Below are 13,329 nucleotides of genomic sequence, written 5' to 3'. Positions count from 1 at the left end.
AGCGATACGCCCTCCTCGACGGACAGGCGCTCCGGCAGAAGCTGGTCTTCGCCGAGTGGCGAAGACACCTTCAGAACACGGCTCGCCTGAACGAAATCGGAAAAAGACGGCTGGTCGTTCATGGGATACTCCTAATCAGGACCCGCGGCTGGACTGCAGGGGCCAGAACCAGATCGTTTCCGAATTGTAGTAGCAGGCCGAGGCGCATTGGGTGGCTTCGGAGCCACCCCGCACAAGATCGATATGACCGCCGCCTGTGTAGCCGGGGATATTGTTGAACGCCACGACGCCATTGCGCGCGCCGATGCCGTTGCGCGCCGTCGCGGGGGTAAAAGGCTCGGGTTCGCCAAGATAGCTCGTCCGCTTCATCAGGCTGGCAAGGCGGCGCATGTTCACCTCTATGCCCTTTCCGGCATAGGGGCCCTTCTGGATGCGGTGCGAGGCGGGCACGATGTTGATGCCCGACTTCACGAAAGCGATGCTGACGCGGATGGCGCAGGTATTGTGATAGTTCGGATTGCCGATGAAATCGTCCCAGCCGATTTCCGTGAACAGATCACGCTGGCTGAGATAGTTTGGATGCGACGGGTCGCTGCTCGGATAATTCTTATAGAGAGTGTCAAAGTTAACGCGCATGGTTCGTCCCACTAGTTACTTTTCTGCTCACAGGGAAAGGAGACCTTGAGCGCCTCCCGCACGAGAGTGGCTGCCTGTTCATCCAGTTTTTCCGCAGGAAGATCGCCGAGATAGGTGTAAATCCGGTCGGTGAGTTCATGGGGCGCCACGGCGCCCGCACCGCACCAGTCCGATCCGCTTGTCAGATCGGCCACACCGGCGATATAGGCGCTCGATTTTGCGACGGAAACCAGCCGCCGCATTTCCGGATCAGACACTTCCGGGGCAAGTTTGCCCTCGATGGCCTGCTTGAGTTCAGCACCGGAGAATATCCAAGTCCGTTCCTCGGCACCCGCCGGCGAAAGACCGGACAGAGCCAGAACAACCGGCACGGAAACAAAAAACGCATATAGGGAGCGCATGAAAAACCCGCCTCGTCCAACGTGGATGAGAAACATCACGACGTGAGCCGCAAAACTGCAATGAAAACGTTCCGGTGCCGGCAAATACCGGCACCGGGTCGCTATCAAGCGGCCTTCGTCGTCGCCAGATCGTAAGAGGCGATCATCGGAGACTGCGGCGAGTTGTTGTCGTCGAACGGCGTGTACTTCACTTCCATCTTGGTGAAGTTGAGCTTGATGGTTTCCACCGGACGGTCACCGCTGGAATCCACCGAGTAGCTCGCGATGAGCGTGTTCGTCAGCAGATACTCGATATAGGTGTTGCCCGGATTACCCGTTGTCACCAGATGGATGGTTGCGAGCTTGCCAGTGCGGCCAGCGCAGGCTTCCTGGAAAAGCTTGGTGGAAGAAGAATCGCTAACCTTGGTCAGAATGACTTCCGAAATGGTCGGTTCGGATGCTTCGCGGTTTGCAGCAGAACCGGCAGAAGTGTTCATGTTGCGCGCTACGTTCCAGTGAATGGCTTCGATGTCCATCCACTTGCGGTGTTCCTCATGCGTGGCGTCGCCCTGGATACCGTCAATCTGCAGATAAATTGGCATGCTGTAAGCTCCTGTAGCTGAAATGACCTCTTGCTTCGAGGCCGCGTTACCCTTCGTTTAATGCCGCATGCGTCGGGTAGCCCCTTCCGACGCGGCAACTTCACCCACCCCACCCTCTTCGGGCGTGGCGAATTCATCTGTTTCCCCAGCCGCTTCGGCACGAATGCCGAACCTGTTTTCACCAAAATCGACGACGATCTTGCCCACGCGTTCTCCCGCGATGACTTTTTCGAGGAAAAAGCTGGAAAGAGGCGGCAGGAGATCCTTGCCGATCATGATTTCAATGGCGCGTGCGCCAATTTCACTTGCACCGGCGCGCGCCACCAACGCGTCGCGCGCGGTATCGGAAAGGGCCAGGTCGGCGCCGTATGTTGCGAGAACGCGTTCCCTGATCTTGCCGATCTGCATATCCACGATCCTTGCGAGCTCTTCCGCACCGAGCGGCATGAAGGGCAGGATGATCGTGCGCCCGAGGAATGCGGGCTTGAACTGTCTGGTCAGTTCCGGCATCAGCAGCGCTTCCAGCGCCTCGCCTTCCGGCATCGTATCCGGATCGGCGGAAAGCGCGGCCAGCAGCTCCGAACCGGTATTGGCCGTCATGAAGATCGTGGTGTTCTTGAAATCGACATCGCGGCCTTCGCCATCGCGAAGCACGCCCTTGTCGAACACCTGATAGAAAATATCCTGGACGCCGGGATGGGCCTTGTCGATCTCATCGAGAAGGAGAACGCCGAACGGTCGGCGGCGCACCGCTTCCGTCAACACGCCGCCTTCGCCGAAACCGACATAACCGGGCGGCGAACCGAGAAGCAGCGAAACCTTGTGCTCCTCCTTAAACTCCGACATGTTGATCGTCGTCAGATGGCTGTTGCCGCCATAAAGCAGATCGGCGAGCGAAAGCGCCGTCTCGGTCTTTCCCGTTCCGGACATGCCCACGAGGAAGAACACGGCGGGCGGGCGGCGCGGATCGGACAATTCGGCACGGGCGGTGCGCATGGCATCGGCAATGCGGGTAATGGCAGCATCCTGCCCCACGACCCGCTGGCGCATGCGCGCATCCAATGTGCGCGCGCTTTCGATCTGGTCGGCCAGAAGCTTACCGAGCGGAATACCGGTCCAGCGCGATACGACGGATGCAATCGCTTCACGATCGACCACCGTCGGCACAAGTCTTTCGGCATTTGCCGGTTTGGTCTCAGCCGCAGGCCGCAGACGCGACACATTCGATGCGCCGGTTTCAACGGGTTGCTCTTCGCTGAGTTCAGCCATTTCCGCATCGTAACGGCCGCGCAGATCGTCGATCCCGCTCTCGAGCTTCTCGACTTCGTCGCGTATCGACTGGATACGGCTCTGCATCTCGTCATCCTGCGGTTCACGCAGAAGCCAGTTCAACTCATCGGTCAGAAGACGCCGCTCGCTTTCCATGGCGCGCAGCCGTTCCGGCAGGGTCTGCCGCGCCAGCGAAACGGCAGCCGCGGCCGTATCGAGAAGGCTGACGGCCTTGTCCGGCAATTGCCGCGCCGGCATGTAACGCGCCGATAATTGCACCGCCGCCACAATCGCCTCGTCACGAACCACAACGTTATGATGGCTGACGAAGCTGTCGGCGACACCACGCAACATGCGGATCGCTGTCGTCTCATCCGGCTCGCGCACATGCACGGGCTGGAAACGACGCGTCAGCGCCGCATCCTTTTCGAAATATTTCTTGTATTCGCTCCAGGTCGTGGCCGCGACGGTGCGCACTTCTCCCCGCGCGAGAGCGGGCTTGAGAATATTGGCCGCATCGCCCTGTCCGGCTGCACCACCGGCGCCGACAAGGCCATGCGCCTCGTCGATGAACAGTATGACGGGCTCGGCCGAGCGTTTTACCGCATCGATCACGCCATGAAGACGGCGCTCGAACTCGCCCTTCACGCCGGCACCGGCCTGCAGCAGCGAAATATCGAGGTTCAGCAGGCGGACGTTGCGCAATTTTTCCGGCACATTTCCGGAAGCGATTTCGAGCGCCAGCGCTTCGGCGACCGCCGTTTTGCCAACGCCGGCCTCACCCACCAGAATGGGATTGTTCTGACGACGGCGCGTAAGAATATCAACGAGTTGGCGCAATTCATCATCGCGCCCGATCACCGGATCGACCTTGCCGTTCCGGGCGTCGGCTGTCATGTCCTGGGTGTAAAGGCGCAGAAAATCGTTCTGGCCGGCGGCCGTCGCGGCACCCGCCGCCGCGGCAGGAACTTCTCTTCCGCTGCTGTCTTCAACCGAACTGCGAAGGCGTTCGAGAGCCGCGCGATCCATCGCCTTCAGCGACGGAAATGCCGAGCGGACGAAAGAGCGAAGCGAGGTTTCCTCGTCCATCGCCAGAAGCAGGTCGCAAAGCGTCACGCGGTCGCGCCCGGCCTCCAGCGACGCGAGAACCCATGCCTCACGGCCCGCCGTCAGAATGTTCTGGGAGAGTGACAAAGCCTCGCCATCACCGATAACGGCCTCTTCCAGGCTGCGGCCGATTTCGGCCTGCAATACCGGAAGTGGAATTTTTAATTCCTCGAATGTTTTCGCATAGATACCGGCATCTACAACCGCCAGCAGCCAATGCGGGATATCCACGTACCTGTGCCCCATACGCACCGCAACGGAAGCCGCTGCTTCAAGCGTGACGCGCAGGTCAGGCTCAAGCGCTTCAACGAGGCGATTGAGATCGATATGCGACATGCAATGAGCCTCCAGCCCGGGTTCATTCCACAACGTGACGTGGAATAACTATGACGATGAAACCGGGTTGTCCACCCCGAAGTTTATTTTTTATCGGGTTAGATTAGGCAGTAGACGCCACAATTTAGACACATTTTGAATAAGTCTGTCTGAGGAATAGCCTTACGTAAGGGAAGTAACTACGAAAAATCCATTACTATTTTCTGGGGATAGACTGCTCTTGAACGCGCCGCATGTTAAAAGAGATATAGAGTTTTTTGGAGATTGCGGAGAAAACATCCGCATCGATTCAAGAACGCGTGAAATATACTATAGAATTAAGGATGAAAGAAACCAGGCGCGCACAGAAGAGCGCGCCGCGTCCCCACAGGATAACTTAAAGATTTCCAGTAGCTGGGACAGTGTCAGCAATCTTGGATTGCAGATTATATATTCCGAAAGCAAGGACATAGAAATATTGGCGTGGCTTGCCGAAGCAAGCCTGCGGCTGCGCGGCTTTCCTGGATTGCGAGAAATCTATGAGCTTTGTGGCGATCTTTTTTACAACCACTGGGACTCATTGCGCTCCATCAGCGACGATAATGATGAGGAAAAATTTGCACCTTTTGCGGGATTGAACGGCATCGGCACCGAAGGAACGCTTGTGCAGCCGCTCCGGCTTGCGCCGCTGATCCCCGGAGGGAAATTTGGAGAGCACAGCCTCTGGGATTTCCAGCTGGCGCAGCGGCCAAACGAGAGCAAACGGCGCGAAGAACTGTATCGGCTGGCGTCGGAAGCAGGCGTTGCCGCCATGTCTTCCCATCTGGCCGAGGTCAACGCCTGCCTCTCCAGCTTCGACGCCATCATGGCGGTTCTTTCCGAGCGCTGCGGCCAGTCTGCGCCACCCAGTTCCAATATCCGCAACACGCTCATCGAAGCTGCTGCGGCCATCCGCACGCTGGGCGGGCGCGAGCAGGAGCCGGCACCGGTCGAGCAGGCGGCAGCCGCGGTTCCTGGAACCAACGACAACGGACAACCGGCGATACGAACAGCAGCGACGTCACCGGAAGGCATATCTTCACGCGATGAAGCGTTTGAAACTCTTCTTTCGGTTGCGCGTTACTTTCGCCGGACCGAACCGCATTCGCCGATCTCGCTCTCCATCGAAACGCTGGTTCGCAGGGGACGCATGGATTTTTCCGAACTGCTGGCGGAGCTTCTGCCCGAAGCACAGGCCCGCAATGCAGTTCTGACGGCCGCCGGGATCAAACCTGGCGGAGACAACAACGGAAAATAACGAGGCAAGGGGCGGAAACCCCGTCCCCTCACAGTCAGCCATGCCAAGGGGCATCAAGGAGGTTGAAATGGCAAGTGTACACGAAAAGCTGGAACGGGTTCGCAAGCCCCGCGTCCACATCAAATACGAAGTCGAAACCGAAGGCGCGATGGTGGTCAAGGAACTGCCCTTCGTCGTCGGCGTTCTCGGCGATTTCTCGGGCAATCCGACCCAGCCGCTGAAACCTTTCGGCGAGCGCAAGTTCGTTCAGATCGACCGCGACAATTTCGATGAGGTGATGCGCCGCATGACGCCCGGCCTCAACATTGCCGTTGCCAACACGCTGCAGAAAGACGGGACGGACATGCAGGTCAACCTGAAGTTCGAAAGCATGGACGATTTCGAACCCGGCGCCGTGGTGCAGCAGGTTCCCGCCCTCAAGGCGCTTCTGGACGCCCGCAACGAACTGCGCGACCTGCTTTCCAAGGCCGACCGTTCGGAAGATCTGGAACGGATGCTGGAAGATATTCTGCAGAACAAGACCGATCTCGCAACGCTGGTTTCCGAACTCAAGGAAAAGAACGGCGCGAGCAAATAATCGCCTGTGCGGAGGAAAACCTCCCCGAACGGCCCCGACTGCGGGGCTTCAACTGTTCAAGCGGCATTTTTTCAAAGCCGCATGTGGAAGGACTGAAACATGAGCGCTGAAAGCCTGCTGAAAAACGAAGCACAGGCAACGACCGCCGAAGATCAGGGACTGCTGTCCAAGGTGGTTGCCGCAACCCGCCAGACCGAACCGGACCGCGCGCAAAATCTTCTGCGCACGCTGACAGACCAGGCGCTGAAGGGAACGGTCAAATACGACCGCAACCTCACCGTCACCCTCAACCATGCCATTGCCGAACTGGACCGGACGATTTCCGAACAGCTCGCCGCCATCATGCAGGCGCCGGAATTCGCCAAGCTCGAAGGCACCTGGCGCGGGCTCAACTATCTCGTCAAGAATTCCGAAACGAGCGTCAACCTGAAGATCCGCGTCATGAACGCCGGCAAGCGGGAACTGGCGCGCGATCTGGAAAAGGCCGTGGAATTCGATCAGTCGCGCCTCTTCAAGGCGATCTACGAAGACGAATTCGGCACCCCCGGCGGCGAACCGCTCGGCGCGATCATCGGTGATTACGAATTCGACAATTCCTTCGATGACGTACAGCTGCTGCAGGGCGTTTCATCGATTGCGGCGGCGGCTTTCGCACCGTTCATCTCGGCGGCAAGCCCGCACATGTTCGGTTTCGAGGATTATCGCGATCTCGCCCGTCCGCGCGATCTGGAGAAGATTTTCGACACCGTGGAGTATGCCAAGTGGCGCAGCTTCCGCGAAAGCGACGATTCCCGTTTCGTCACGCTCGCTTTGCCGCGTGTTCTGGCGCGCATGCCCTATGGCCCGAAAACCAACCCGATTGACGATTTCGCCTATGACGAAACCAGGGGTGCGGTGAATGGCGATCTGCAACATGACGAATATTGCTGGATGAACGCCGCCTATGTCATGGGCACGAAGTTGACCGACGCTTTTGCAAAAAGCGGCTGGTGCACGGCTATCCGCGGTGCGGAAAATGGCGGCCGGGTGGAAAATCTGCCCATGCACGTCTTCTCCAGCGATGACGGCGATCTCGATCTGAAATGCCCGACCGAAGTGGGCATCACCGACCGCCGCGACGCGGAACTCGGCAAGCTCGGCTTCCTGCCGCTCTGCCACTACAAGAACACCGATTATGCGGTATTCTTCGGCGCCCAGACCGCACATAAGCCGAAGCTCTACGACAAGCCGGAAGCCACGGCCAACGCCGCCGTTTCAGCCCGCCTGCCCTATATCATGGCCACGTCGCGCTTCGCGCATTACCTCAAGGTGATGGGCCGCGATAAGATCGGCTCCTTCATGGAGGCGTCCGATTGCGAAGTGTGGCTCAATCGCTGGATCGCCAACTACGTCAACGCCAATGACGAAGCGGGCGAGGAAAGCCGGGCGAAATATCCGCTGCGCGACGCCAAGGTGACCGTGCAGGAAGTGCCGGGCAAACCCGGCGCCTACAATGCGGTCGCCTGGATGCGGCCCTGGTTGCAGATGGAAGAACTGACGACCTCGCTGCGCATGGTCGCCCGTATTCCGTCGAAGAACTGAGCCCGGACCGGGGTGGTCCGCCACCCCGGCCCCGTTCGTCACCCGGAGCCCGCTCATGGCGCATCAGTCCTTTCCGGATGCCCGCATTTTCGCCGACCAGCTCATCGCTCTCATCGACGATGCGCTGACCGGCCAGGTGAACGCCATTCTGCACCACCCTGATTTTCAGGCGATGGAAGCGAGATGGCGCGGTCTGGCCATGGTTGTTCGCGAGGCTGGCCGCGGCGCAGACGTCAAGGTGAAGCTGCTGAATGCCAGCTGGCGCGATCTTGCCCGCAACACGGAACGCGCCACCGACTTCGACCAGAGCCATCTTTTCGAAGTCGTCTATAATCGCGAATTCGGCATGCCGGGCGGCGAGCCGGTCGGCCTTTTGATCGGCGACTACGCCTTTTCCCCCGATGATATTCAGGGCGCCGATTCCATCACGACGCTGTCGCAGATCGGCATGGTGGCTGCGGCCGCCTTCTGCCCCTTCGTCGCGGCGGCAGCACCTTCCGCCGTCGGCCTGCAGGACTTCGCCGAACTCAGCCGGGTTCACGATTTTTCCTCGCTGAAGCAGGATAAATCTCGGCTGCGGTGGAATGCGCTGCGCGCACGCGACGATTCTCGCTTTGTCGGCCTTGTCGCACCGCGCGTTTTGCTGCGGTCACCCTACAGGCCCTATGCGCGGGGACGCGATGACGGATTTCCATTCCGCGAGCATGTGGCGGAAAGCGGCGAGACCCTGCTGTGGGGCAATTCCGCCTTCGCCTTTGCAACGGTCGTGGTGCGCAATTTCGTCGATTCCGGCTGGTTTGCGGATCTGCGCGGTGTGACGCAGGACGCGGTGGATGGCGGCATGCTCTCTTCCCGGCAATTGCCACCGCTCGATCTCGGCATCGAAAGCAACGGCCTTTCCGCGCAGCCACCCGTCGAGGTGCAGCTGACGACCGGACAGGAACAGCAATTTTCCGATCTCGGCATCGTGCCCGTCTCCACCACCTATCTCTCCGGCATGGCGATCTTCAACGCCAACCAGTCCCTGCATGCACCCGGCCATTATTCCAGCGAAGCAGCGAGGCAGAACGCCCGCCTCGCGGCCATGCTGCAATATGTGCTGTGCGCCTCCCGGTTCTCGCACTACCTCAAGGTCATCATGCGCGACGATATCGGCCAGCTCAGCGATGCCTCGACGATAGAGCGCAAGCTGGAAGGCTGGCTTTCCTCCTACACGCTCGGCAATGACGATGCTGAAGCGGCGCTGCGCACGCGCTACCCGCTGCGTTCTGCCGGCATCAACGTCTTCGAGGTTCCCGGCAAGCCCGGAACATTCTCCTGCACCGTGCGCCTTCAGCCGCATTTCCAGCTCGATGACGTCTCCACGAGCTTCCATCTCATTGCCGAAACCATGATGCCGCCCGCCGCCGCATCCCGGTCTTCAGCCGAGCCGCAAAGGATACCCGCATGACGCTGCGCGACGATATTTCCCGCCTTCTCGACGATGACCGGCTGCAGGACGCGATCGGTCTTGCGCGCGAACACGTAAAAACGAAGCCCGCCGACAAGGATGGCCGCCATTTCTACATTGACCTGCTAGTCCTTGCCGGCGACTACGAGAAGGCCGATGCGCAATGCAATCTGGCCGCAACATTCTCGCCGCAGGAAAGCGTCGGCTTTTCTCTCTTTCGCCACCAGTTGCGCGCCATGGCCGCACGCAATGCGTGGTTCGAAACCGGCGCGGTGCCGGATTTCCCCGGCGGTCCGTCCGAACTCGATCAACTGGCCATCCGGGCGAATATCGCCGCACGCAGCGGCGATGCGGATGCCGCCAGAACCGGACTGGCTGAACTCGATGAAAAACGCGGCAATGTACCAATCGGCCGCAACGGCAAGAGCGCCGGCGATATTCGCGATCTGGACGACCGGATTCCGCATGCGCTGGAGGTGCTGACCAATGGCGGCCGCTACCTGTGGATCGATTACAGCCGCATAGAAAGCCTCGCCATCGACCCGATGAGCCGCCCGCGCGACCTCGCTTTCCGCGGGGCTGAGCTGACGTTGCGCGACGGCGCGGTCGCATCCGTGCTGCTTCCGGCCATCTATCACGGTGCGAAGGACGATGTCAGCCTCCTCCTCGGCCGGGAAACCCGATGGAGCGAGGAAGACCAGCCTCTGGCAACCGGGCAAGGCCAGCGCTGCCTGCTGATTGGCGACGATGTGGTGCCGTTCCACGAGATCGGTTCCCTTTCCGCCACCTCCGACGATGAAAGGCAGATCGCCCGTGGTTGATCCGCTCGAGCAATATCGCGCGCGGCAGAGAACGCTGTCACGCTCCGTTCTGGACCGGCTGCTCGATGACGCGCCGGACTCGGAAACGGATATGCTCGTCAGCCTGAAGGATCAGGCGCGCGAGATGCGCGAGGTGATCCGCCGCGATCTCGAGGCATTGCTCAATACCCGTCGTAACCCCGCCGGTCCGCCGGCGGCGCTGAAGGAACTGTCCGATGCGCTGGTGAGCTATGGCGTGGACGGCATTCTTTCGGCCAATCTGGTGACGGATGCCTCCAAGGCGCGGCTTGCACGCAGCATCGAGCGGCGGATTTCCCTGTTCGAAACCCGCCTTGACGATGTGCATGTGACGATCCTGAAAAACCGCACGGATGGCGACCGGGCGCTTCGCATGCGCATACAGGCAAGCTTCCGTCTTCAGGAAGGCATGCCGCCGATCAGCTTCGAATCCCGGATCGATCCGTCAACGCAGCGTTTCCTGGTAGAGGCGACGAATGGCTGACGGCTTTCTCGAAAAATACAATGATGAACTCTTTGCGCTCCGAAAACGCGCATCGCGTTTCGCAGCGGCGTTTCCGAAGATCGCCGGCCGGCTGCGCATGACGGGCGATGTCGCCGACGATCCGCATGTCGAGCGGCTGATCCAGAGTTTCGCCTATTCCGCCGCCCGTGTGCGCCAGAAGCTGGACGACGAGTTTCCGGAACTGTCGGACAGCCTCCTGGAAACGCTCTACCCGCATTATCTTGCGCCGATCCCATCCATGAGCGTGGTTCAGTTCACCCCAAGCACGGCGCTCGCAACCGTGCAGACACTCCCCCGGCACAGCGAAATCCTTGCCGAGCCGGTGGGTGGTGAAAGCTGTCGTTTTCGCACCACGCAGGCGGTGGAAATCGCGCCGATGCAAATCGCAGCCGCAACGCTGTCCGGCCAGCCGATCGACGCGCCTTTTTCGGCCTCGTTTGCCGGCGCCGCCAGCTGCCTGCGGCTTTCGCTGCGCAGCACGGCGCCGCGCGGCGGCACTTTCCCGGAAATGGGCCTGACGAAGCTTCAGATTTTTCTGTCCGCCGCCTGGCAACAGGCCACGGCGCTTTACGAGCTTTTGACCAATCATTGCGTGGGCATGGCGCTTGCGCGGCACGCCGAGGACAAGGAAGCCGTTTTCCTGCCCGCCGGCAATCTCACGCCATCAGGTTATACGCGCGATCAGGCCATGTTGCCCTATCCGGCCAACAGTTTTGACGGATACCGGCTTCTCACCGAATTCTTCGCGCTGCCGCAGAAATTTCTCTTTCTCGATATCCACGGGCTGGGAACATGGAGCGGCGGCGATTGCGAACTTTACATCTATCTGGATGCGGCGGACACGCAGCTTGAGCGCGTGGTGTCGGTCCGGGATTTCGTGTTGAACGCCTCGCCGGTCATCAACCTGTTCAAACAAAGCTGCGAACCGCTCAGCCTCGATGGCACGCGCACGGAATACCGGCTGCTGCCGGATGCACGGCGGCAGCGGACCCGCGAAATCTATGCCGTCGAAAACGTTCAACTGACCAGCCGTTCCGGGCAGACGGAAAAGACCTCCCCGTTCTTCGGCCGCACCCAGCGCAATAACGGCGCAAACGTTTTCTGGCAGATACAGCGCCGTTTCGATGACGATGGTTCCTCCGATACGGACATCGCTTTCGTGGATCAGAAGCGCGGACCGCTTGGACCGCTCGACATGGTGGCGAGCATCGATACGCTGTGCATCAATCGTGAACTGCCGAGCCAGCTTCCCTTTGGCGGCGGCCACCCCTTCCTGCAGCTTTCGTCCGGCAATGAGGCTATAAAATCCATCCATGCGCTGATGCCGCCGACGGCGGCGATCCGCGTCAACGAGCGCTCCGCGCGTGAATGGCGGCTGATCTCGCATCTCCTCCTCAACCATCTCTCCCTCACCGACAGCGGCGGCGCGCCGCTGAAGGACATTCTCTCGCTCTATTCCTTCAGGGACAGCCCGGAGACCCGGCAGCTGGTGGAGGCGATCAGCAATGTCGAGGCGCAGAATTCCCACGCCCGGATCGGCTCGGCCATGGTGCCGGGAACGGACATCACCGTGGAATTCGATCCCGCGCTCATAGCGCGGCCCGCCGCATTTGTTTTCGCCAATGTCCTCAATCATTTCTTCGGGCTCTACACCTCGATCAACAGTTTCACGCGGCTGACGGCGACGATGCGCGGCCACTCCAAACCGATTGCCCGCTGGCCTGCCCGCGCGGCCGACCGGCCGCTGCTCTAGGAGACCGGGATGGAACAGCAGACGCCAACCATGAAAGACCGGCAGGCGGCGCTTCTCAGCGACGATCCCGGCCGTTTTGAGCCCGCCACCGCGTTTCGCGTCGCCCAGCTGGTTTCGGCGGATGACGGGATTGTCGTCGGCGCTCATGGCGGAACACAGCCGACCCCGCTGGCGATCAGCGGTTTCAACCACAAACGCGGCCAGGCCGAACTGAAATCCGCCTTCGCGCCCATTGTCGGGCCGCTCGGTTCGCTGCCGCCGGCGTATGGCGAATTGCTGCAGCGGGAAGAGCGCAATCGCTCCGGCGCGCTGGCGAGCTTCTTCAATCTGTTCGCCGCAAGGTTCAGCGAACTGTTCGTATCCGCAACGGAAAAATACCGCCTTGCAAGGGGATTGCGCTGGTCGGCCGAGCAGAGGGAGAACGGTTTTCGCAAAACCCTGCTTGCACTCACCGGGTTCCGCACGGCCGGTCTGGTCGAGAAGGCAGGCGTGAGCGAAGATGCGCTCCTGCGGTTCAGCGGTCTTCTGGCCGGCCGCAACCGCAATGTTTTGGCCCTGACCTCCATGCTTTGTGAATTCACGGGACTTCCGGTGAATGTCGAACAGTTTCGCCGGCGATGGGTGGCTTTGCCGCTTCACGAACAAAGCCAGCTCGGACAGCCATCCGGGCTGAGGCTCGGACAGAACACGACGGCGGGAAGCGCTGTCGAAGATATGAGCGGCGGTTTCCGGATCGTGATCGGTCCCGTCGCCTATGCGGATTATCTGGCCTTGACGCCCGGATCGAAACGGCTTGCGGAGATATTTTCGCTGACACGCCTGTTCGTCGGAAGCGCATTGCATTTCGATGTGCAGGTGATCCTGAAAAAGGAGGACATTCCCTTTTGCCGCCTCGGCCAGTCCGATGCCCCCGCCCGCCTCGGCTGGAACAGTTGGGCTCGCGTGGCGCCCGCAGAAAAAGACAGCGCCGATGCTGTGGTGACCGAGCGGGAAGGCTCGGCGATTTCCGCGTGAGGGC

General features: G+C 60.4%; 12 protein-coding genes. 8 read left to right on the top strand and 4 right to left on the bottom strand.

The genetic code is table 11. The features are described from left to right. Nucleotides 1-135 precede the first annotated feature (135 nt). The 4 genes from RAC79_RS17085 to tssH all read right to left on the bottom strand — a co-directional run bounded on the left by RAC79_RS17085 (nucleotide 136) and on the right by tssH (nucleotide 4,330). Complete coding sequence (locus tag RAC79_RS17085) at nucleotides 136-636, bottom strand: type VI secretion system amidase effector protein Tae4 (protein ID WP_059761067.1); 501 nt, start codon at nucleotides 634-636, stop codon at nucleotides 136-138. A gap of 11 nt (nucleotides 637-647) precedes the next feature. Continuing rightward, nucleotides 648-1,037: a Rap1a/Tai family immunity protein gene (locus RAC79_RS17080; RefSeq protein ID WP_059761069.1), complete on the bottom strand. Its 390-nt coding sequence runs from the start codon at nucleotides 1,035-1,037 to the stop codon at nucleotides 648-650. A 104-nt stretch (nucleotides 1,038-1,141) separates the two neighbouring features. Continuing rightward, nucleotides 1,142-1,618, bottom strand: coding sequence for an Hcp family type VI secretion system effector (locus RAC79_RS17075; protein ID WP_003504561.1), 477 nt, complete (start codon nucleotides 1,616-1,618; stop codon nucleotides 1,142-1,144). A gap of 57 nt (nucleotides 1,619-1,675) precedes the next feature. Further along, nucleotides 1,676-4,330 (bottom strand): type VI secretion system ATPase TssH, encoded by a 2,655-nt coding sequence (gene tssH / locus RAC79_RS17070; RefSeq protein WP_374997306.1) that lies wholly within the window; start codon nucleotides 4,328-4,330, stop codon nucleotides 1,676-1,678. A gap of 220 nt (nucleotides 4,331-4,550) precedes the next feature. Here tssH and tssA point away from each other — a divergent pair, with 220 nt between their 5' ends. The 8 genes from tssA (at nucleotide 4,551) to tssG (ending at nucleotide 13,325) form a co-directional block, all read left to right on the top strand. After that, nucleotides 4,551-5,606 carry a type VI secretion system protein TssA gene (tssA, locus tag RAC79_RS17065; protein WP_142845610.1) on the top strand — a complete coding sequence of 352 codons (1,056 nt, stop codon included), beginning with the start codon at nucleotides 4,551-4,553 and terminating at the stop codon, nucleotides 5,604-5,606. A gap of 67 nt (nucleotides 5,607-5,673) precedes the next feature. Next, the gene (gene tssB, locus RAC79_RS17060; protein WP_035263819.1) at nucleotides 5,674-6,183 is read left to right on the top strand and encodes a type VI secretion system contractile sheath small subunit; all 510 of its coding nucleotides are present in this window, start codon (nucleotides 5,674-5,676) and stop codon (nucleotides 6,181-6,183) included. 99 nt (nucleotides 6,184-6,282) lie between these two features. Beyond that, nucleotides 6,283-7,764, top strand: coding sequence for a type VI secretion system contractile sheath large subunit (gene tssC / locus RAC79_RS17055; protein ID WP_035263814.1), 1,482 nt, complete (start codon nucleotides 6,283-6,285; stop codon nucleotides 7,762-7,764). Between the two features lie 55 nt (nucleotides 7,765-7,819). After that, entirely contained in the window at nucleotides 7,820-9,214 is a 1,395-nt protein-coding gene (tssC, locus tag RAC79_RS17050) for a type VI secretion system contractile sheath large subunit (protein ID WP_374997305.1), read from the top strand. Next, nucleotides 9,211-10,035, top strand: coding sequence for a type VI secretion system accessory protein TagJ (locus RAC79_RS17045; RefSeq protein WP_374997304.1), 825 nt, complete (start codon nucleotides 9,211-9,213; stop codon nucleotides 10,033-10,035). The genes tssC (RAC79_RS17050) and RAC79_RS17045 overlap by 4 nt, the downstream gene beginning before the upstream one ends. Further along, the gene (gene tssE, locus RAC79_RS17040) at nucleotides 10,028-10,537 is read left to right on the top strand and encodes a type VI secretion system baseplate subunit TssE (protein ID WP_174037503.1); all 510 of its coding nucleotides are present in this window, start codon (nucleotides 10,028-10,030) and stop codon (nucleotides 10,535-10,537) included. Before RAC79_RS17045 ends, tssE begins: the two co-directional genes overlap by 8 nt. Continuing rightward, a complete protein-coding gene (gene tssF, locus RAC79_RS17035; protein WP_374997303.1) occupies nucleotides 10,530-12,311 on the top strand; it encodes a type VI secretion system baseplate subunit TssF in 1,782 nt (593 codons plus the stop codon). Before tssE ends, tssF begins: the two co-directional genes overlap by 8 nt. 9 nt (nucleotides 12,312-12,320) lie before the next feature. Next, nucleotides 12,321-13,325 (top strand): type VI secretion system baseplate subunit TssG, encoded by a 1,005-nt coding sequence (tssG, locus tag RAC79_RS17030; protein WP_374997302.1) that lies wholly within the window; start codon nucleotides 12,321-12,323, stop codon nucleotides 13,323-13,325. Nucleotides 13,326-13,329: the final 4 nt, after the last annotated feature.

This window comes from Agrobacterium sp. LR_9 (genome assembly GCF_041954855.1).
Classification (GTDB): Bacteria; Pseudomonadota; Alphaproteobacteria; order Rhizobiales; family Rhizobiaceae; genus Agrobacterium; species Agrobacterium leguminum.
This window is presented reverse-complemented; position numbering and strand designations above follow the sequence as displayed.

Coding starts and splice junctions, on each gene's coding strand:
- RAC79_RS17045 (WP_374997304.1), top strand. CDS start 9,211: ATGACGCTGCGCGACGATATTTCCCGCCTTCTCGACGATGACCGGCTG.
- tssG (WP_374997302.1), top strand. CDS start 12,321: ATGGAACAGCAGACGCCAACCATGAAAGACCGGCAGGCGGCGCTTCTC.
- RAC79_RS17080 (WP_059761069.1), bottom strand. CDS start 1,037: ATGCGCTCCCTATATGCGTTTTTTGTTTCCGTGCCGGTTGTTCTGGCT.
- RAC79_RS17085 (WP_059761067.1), bottom strand. CDS start 636: ATGCGCGTTAACTTTGACACTCTCTATAAGAATTATCCGAGCAGCGAC.
- tssC (WP_035263814.1), top strand. CDS start 6,283: ATGAGCGCTGAAAGCCTGCTGAAAAACGAAGCACAGGCAACGACCGCC.
- tssF (WP_374997303.1), top strand. CDS start 10,530: ATGGCTGACGGCTTTCTCGAAAAATACAATGATGAACTCTTTGCGCTC.
- tssC (WP_374997305.1), top strand. CDS start 7,820: ATGGCGCATCAGTCCTTTCCGGATGCCCGCATTTTCGCCGACCAGCTC.
- RAC79_RS17075 (WP_003504561.1), bottom strand. CDS start 1,618: ATGCCAATTTATCTGCAGATTGACGGTATCCAGGGCGACGCCACGCAT.
- tssH (WP_374997306.1), bottom strand. CDS start 4,330: ATGTCGCATATCGATCTCAATCGCCTCGTTGAAGCGCTTGAGCCTGAC.
- tssB (WP_035263819.1), top strand. CDS start 5,674: ATGGCAAGTGTACACGAAAAGCTGGAACGGGTTCGCAAGCCCCGCGTC.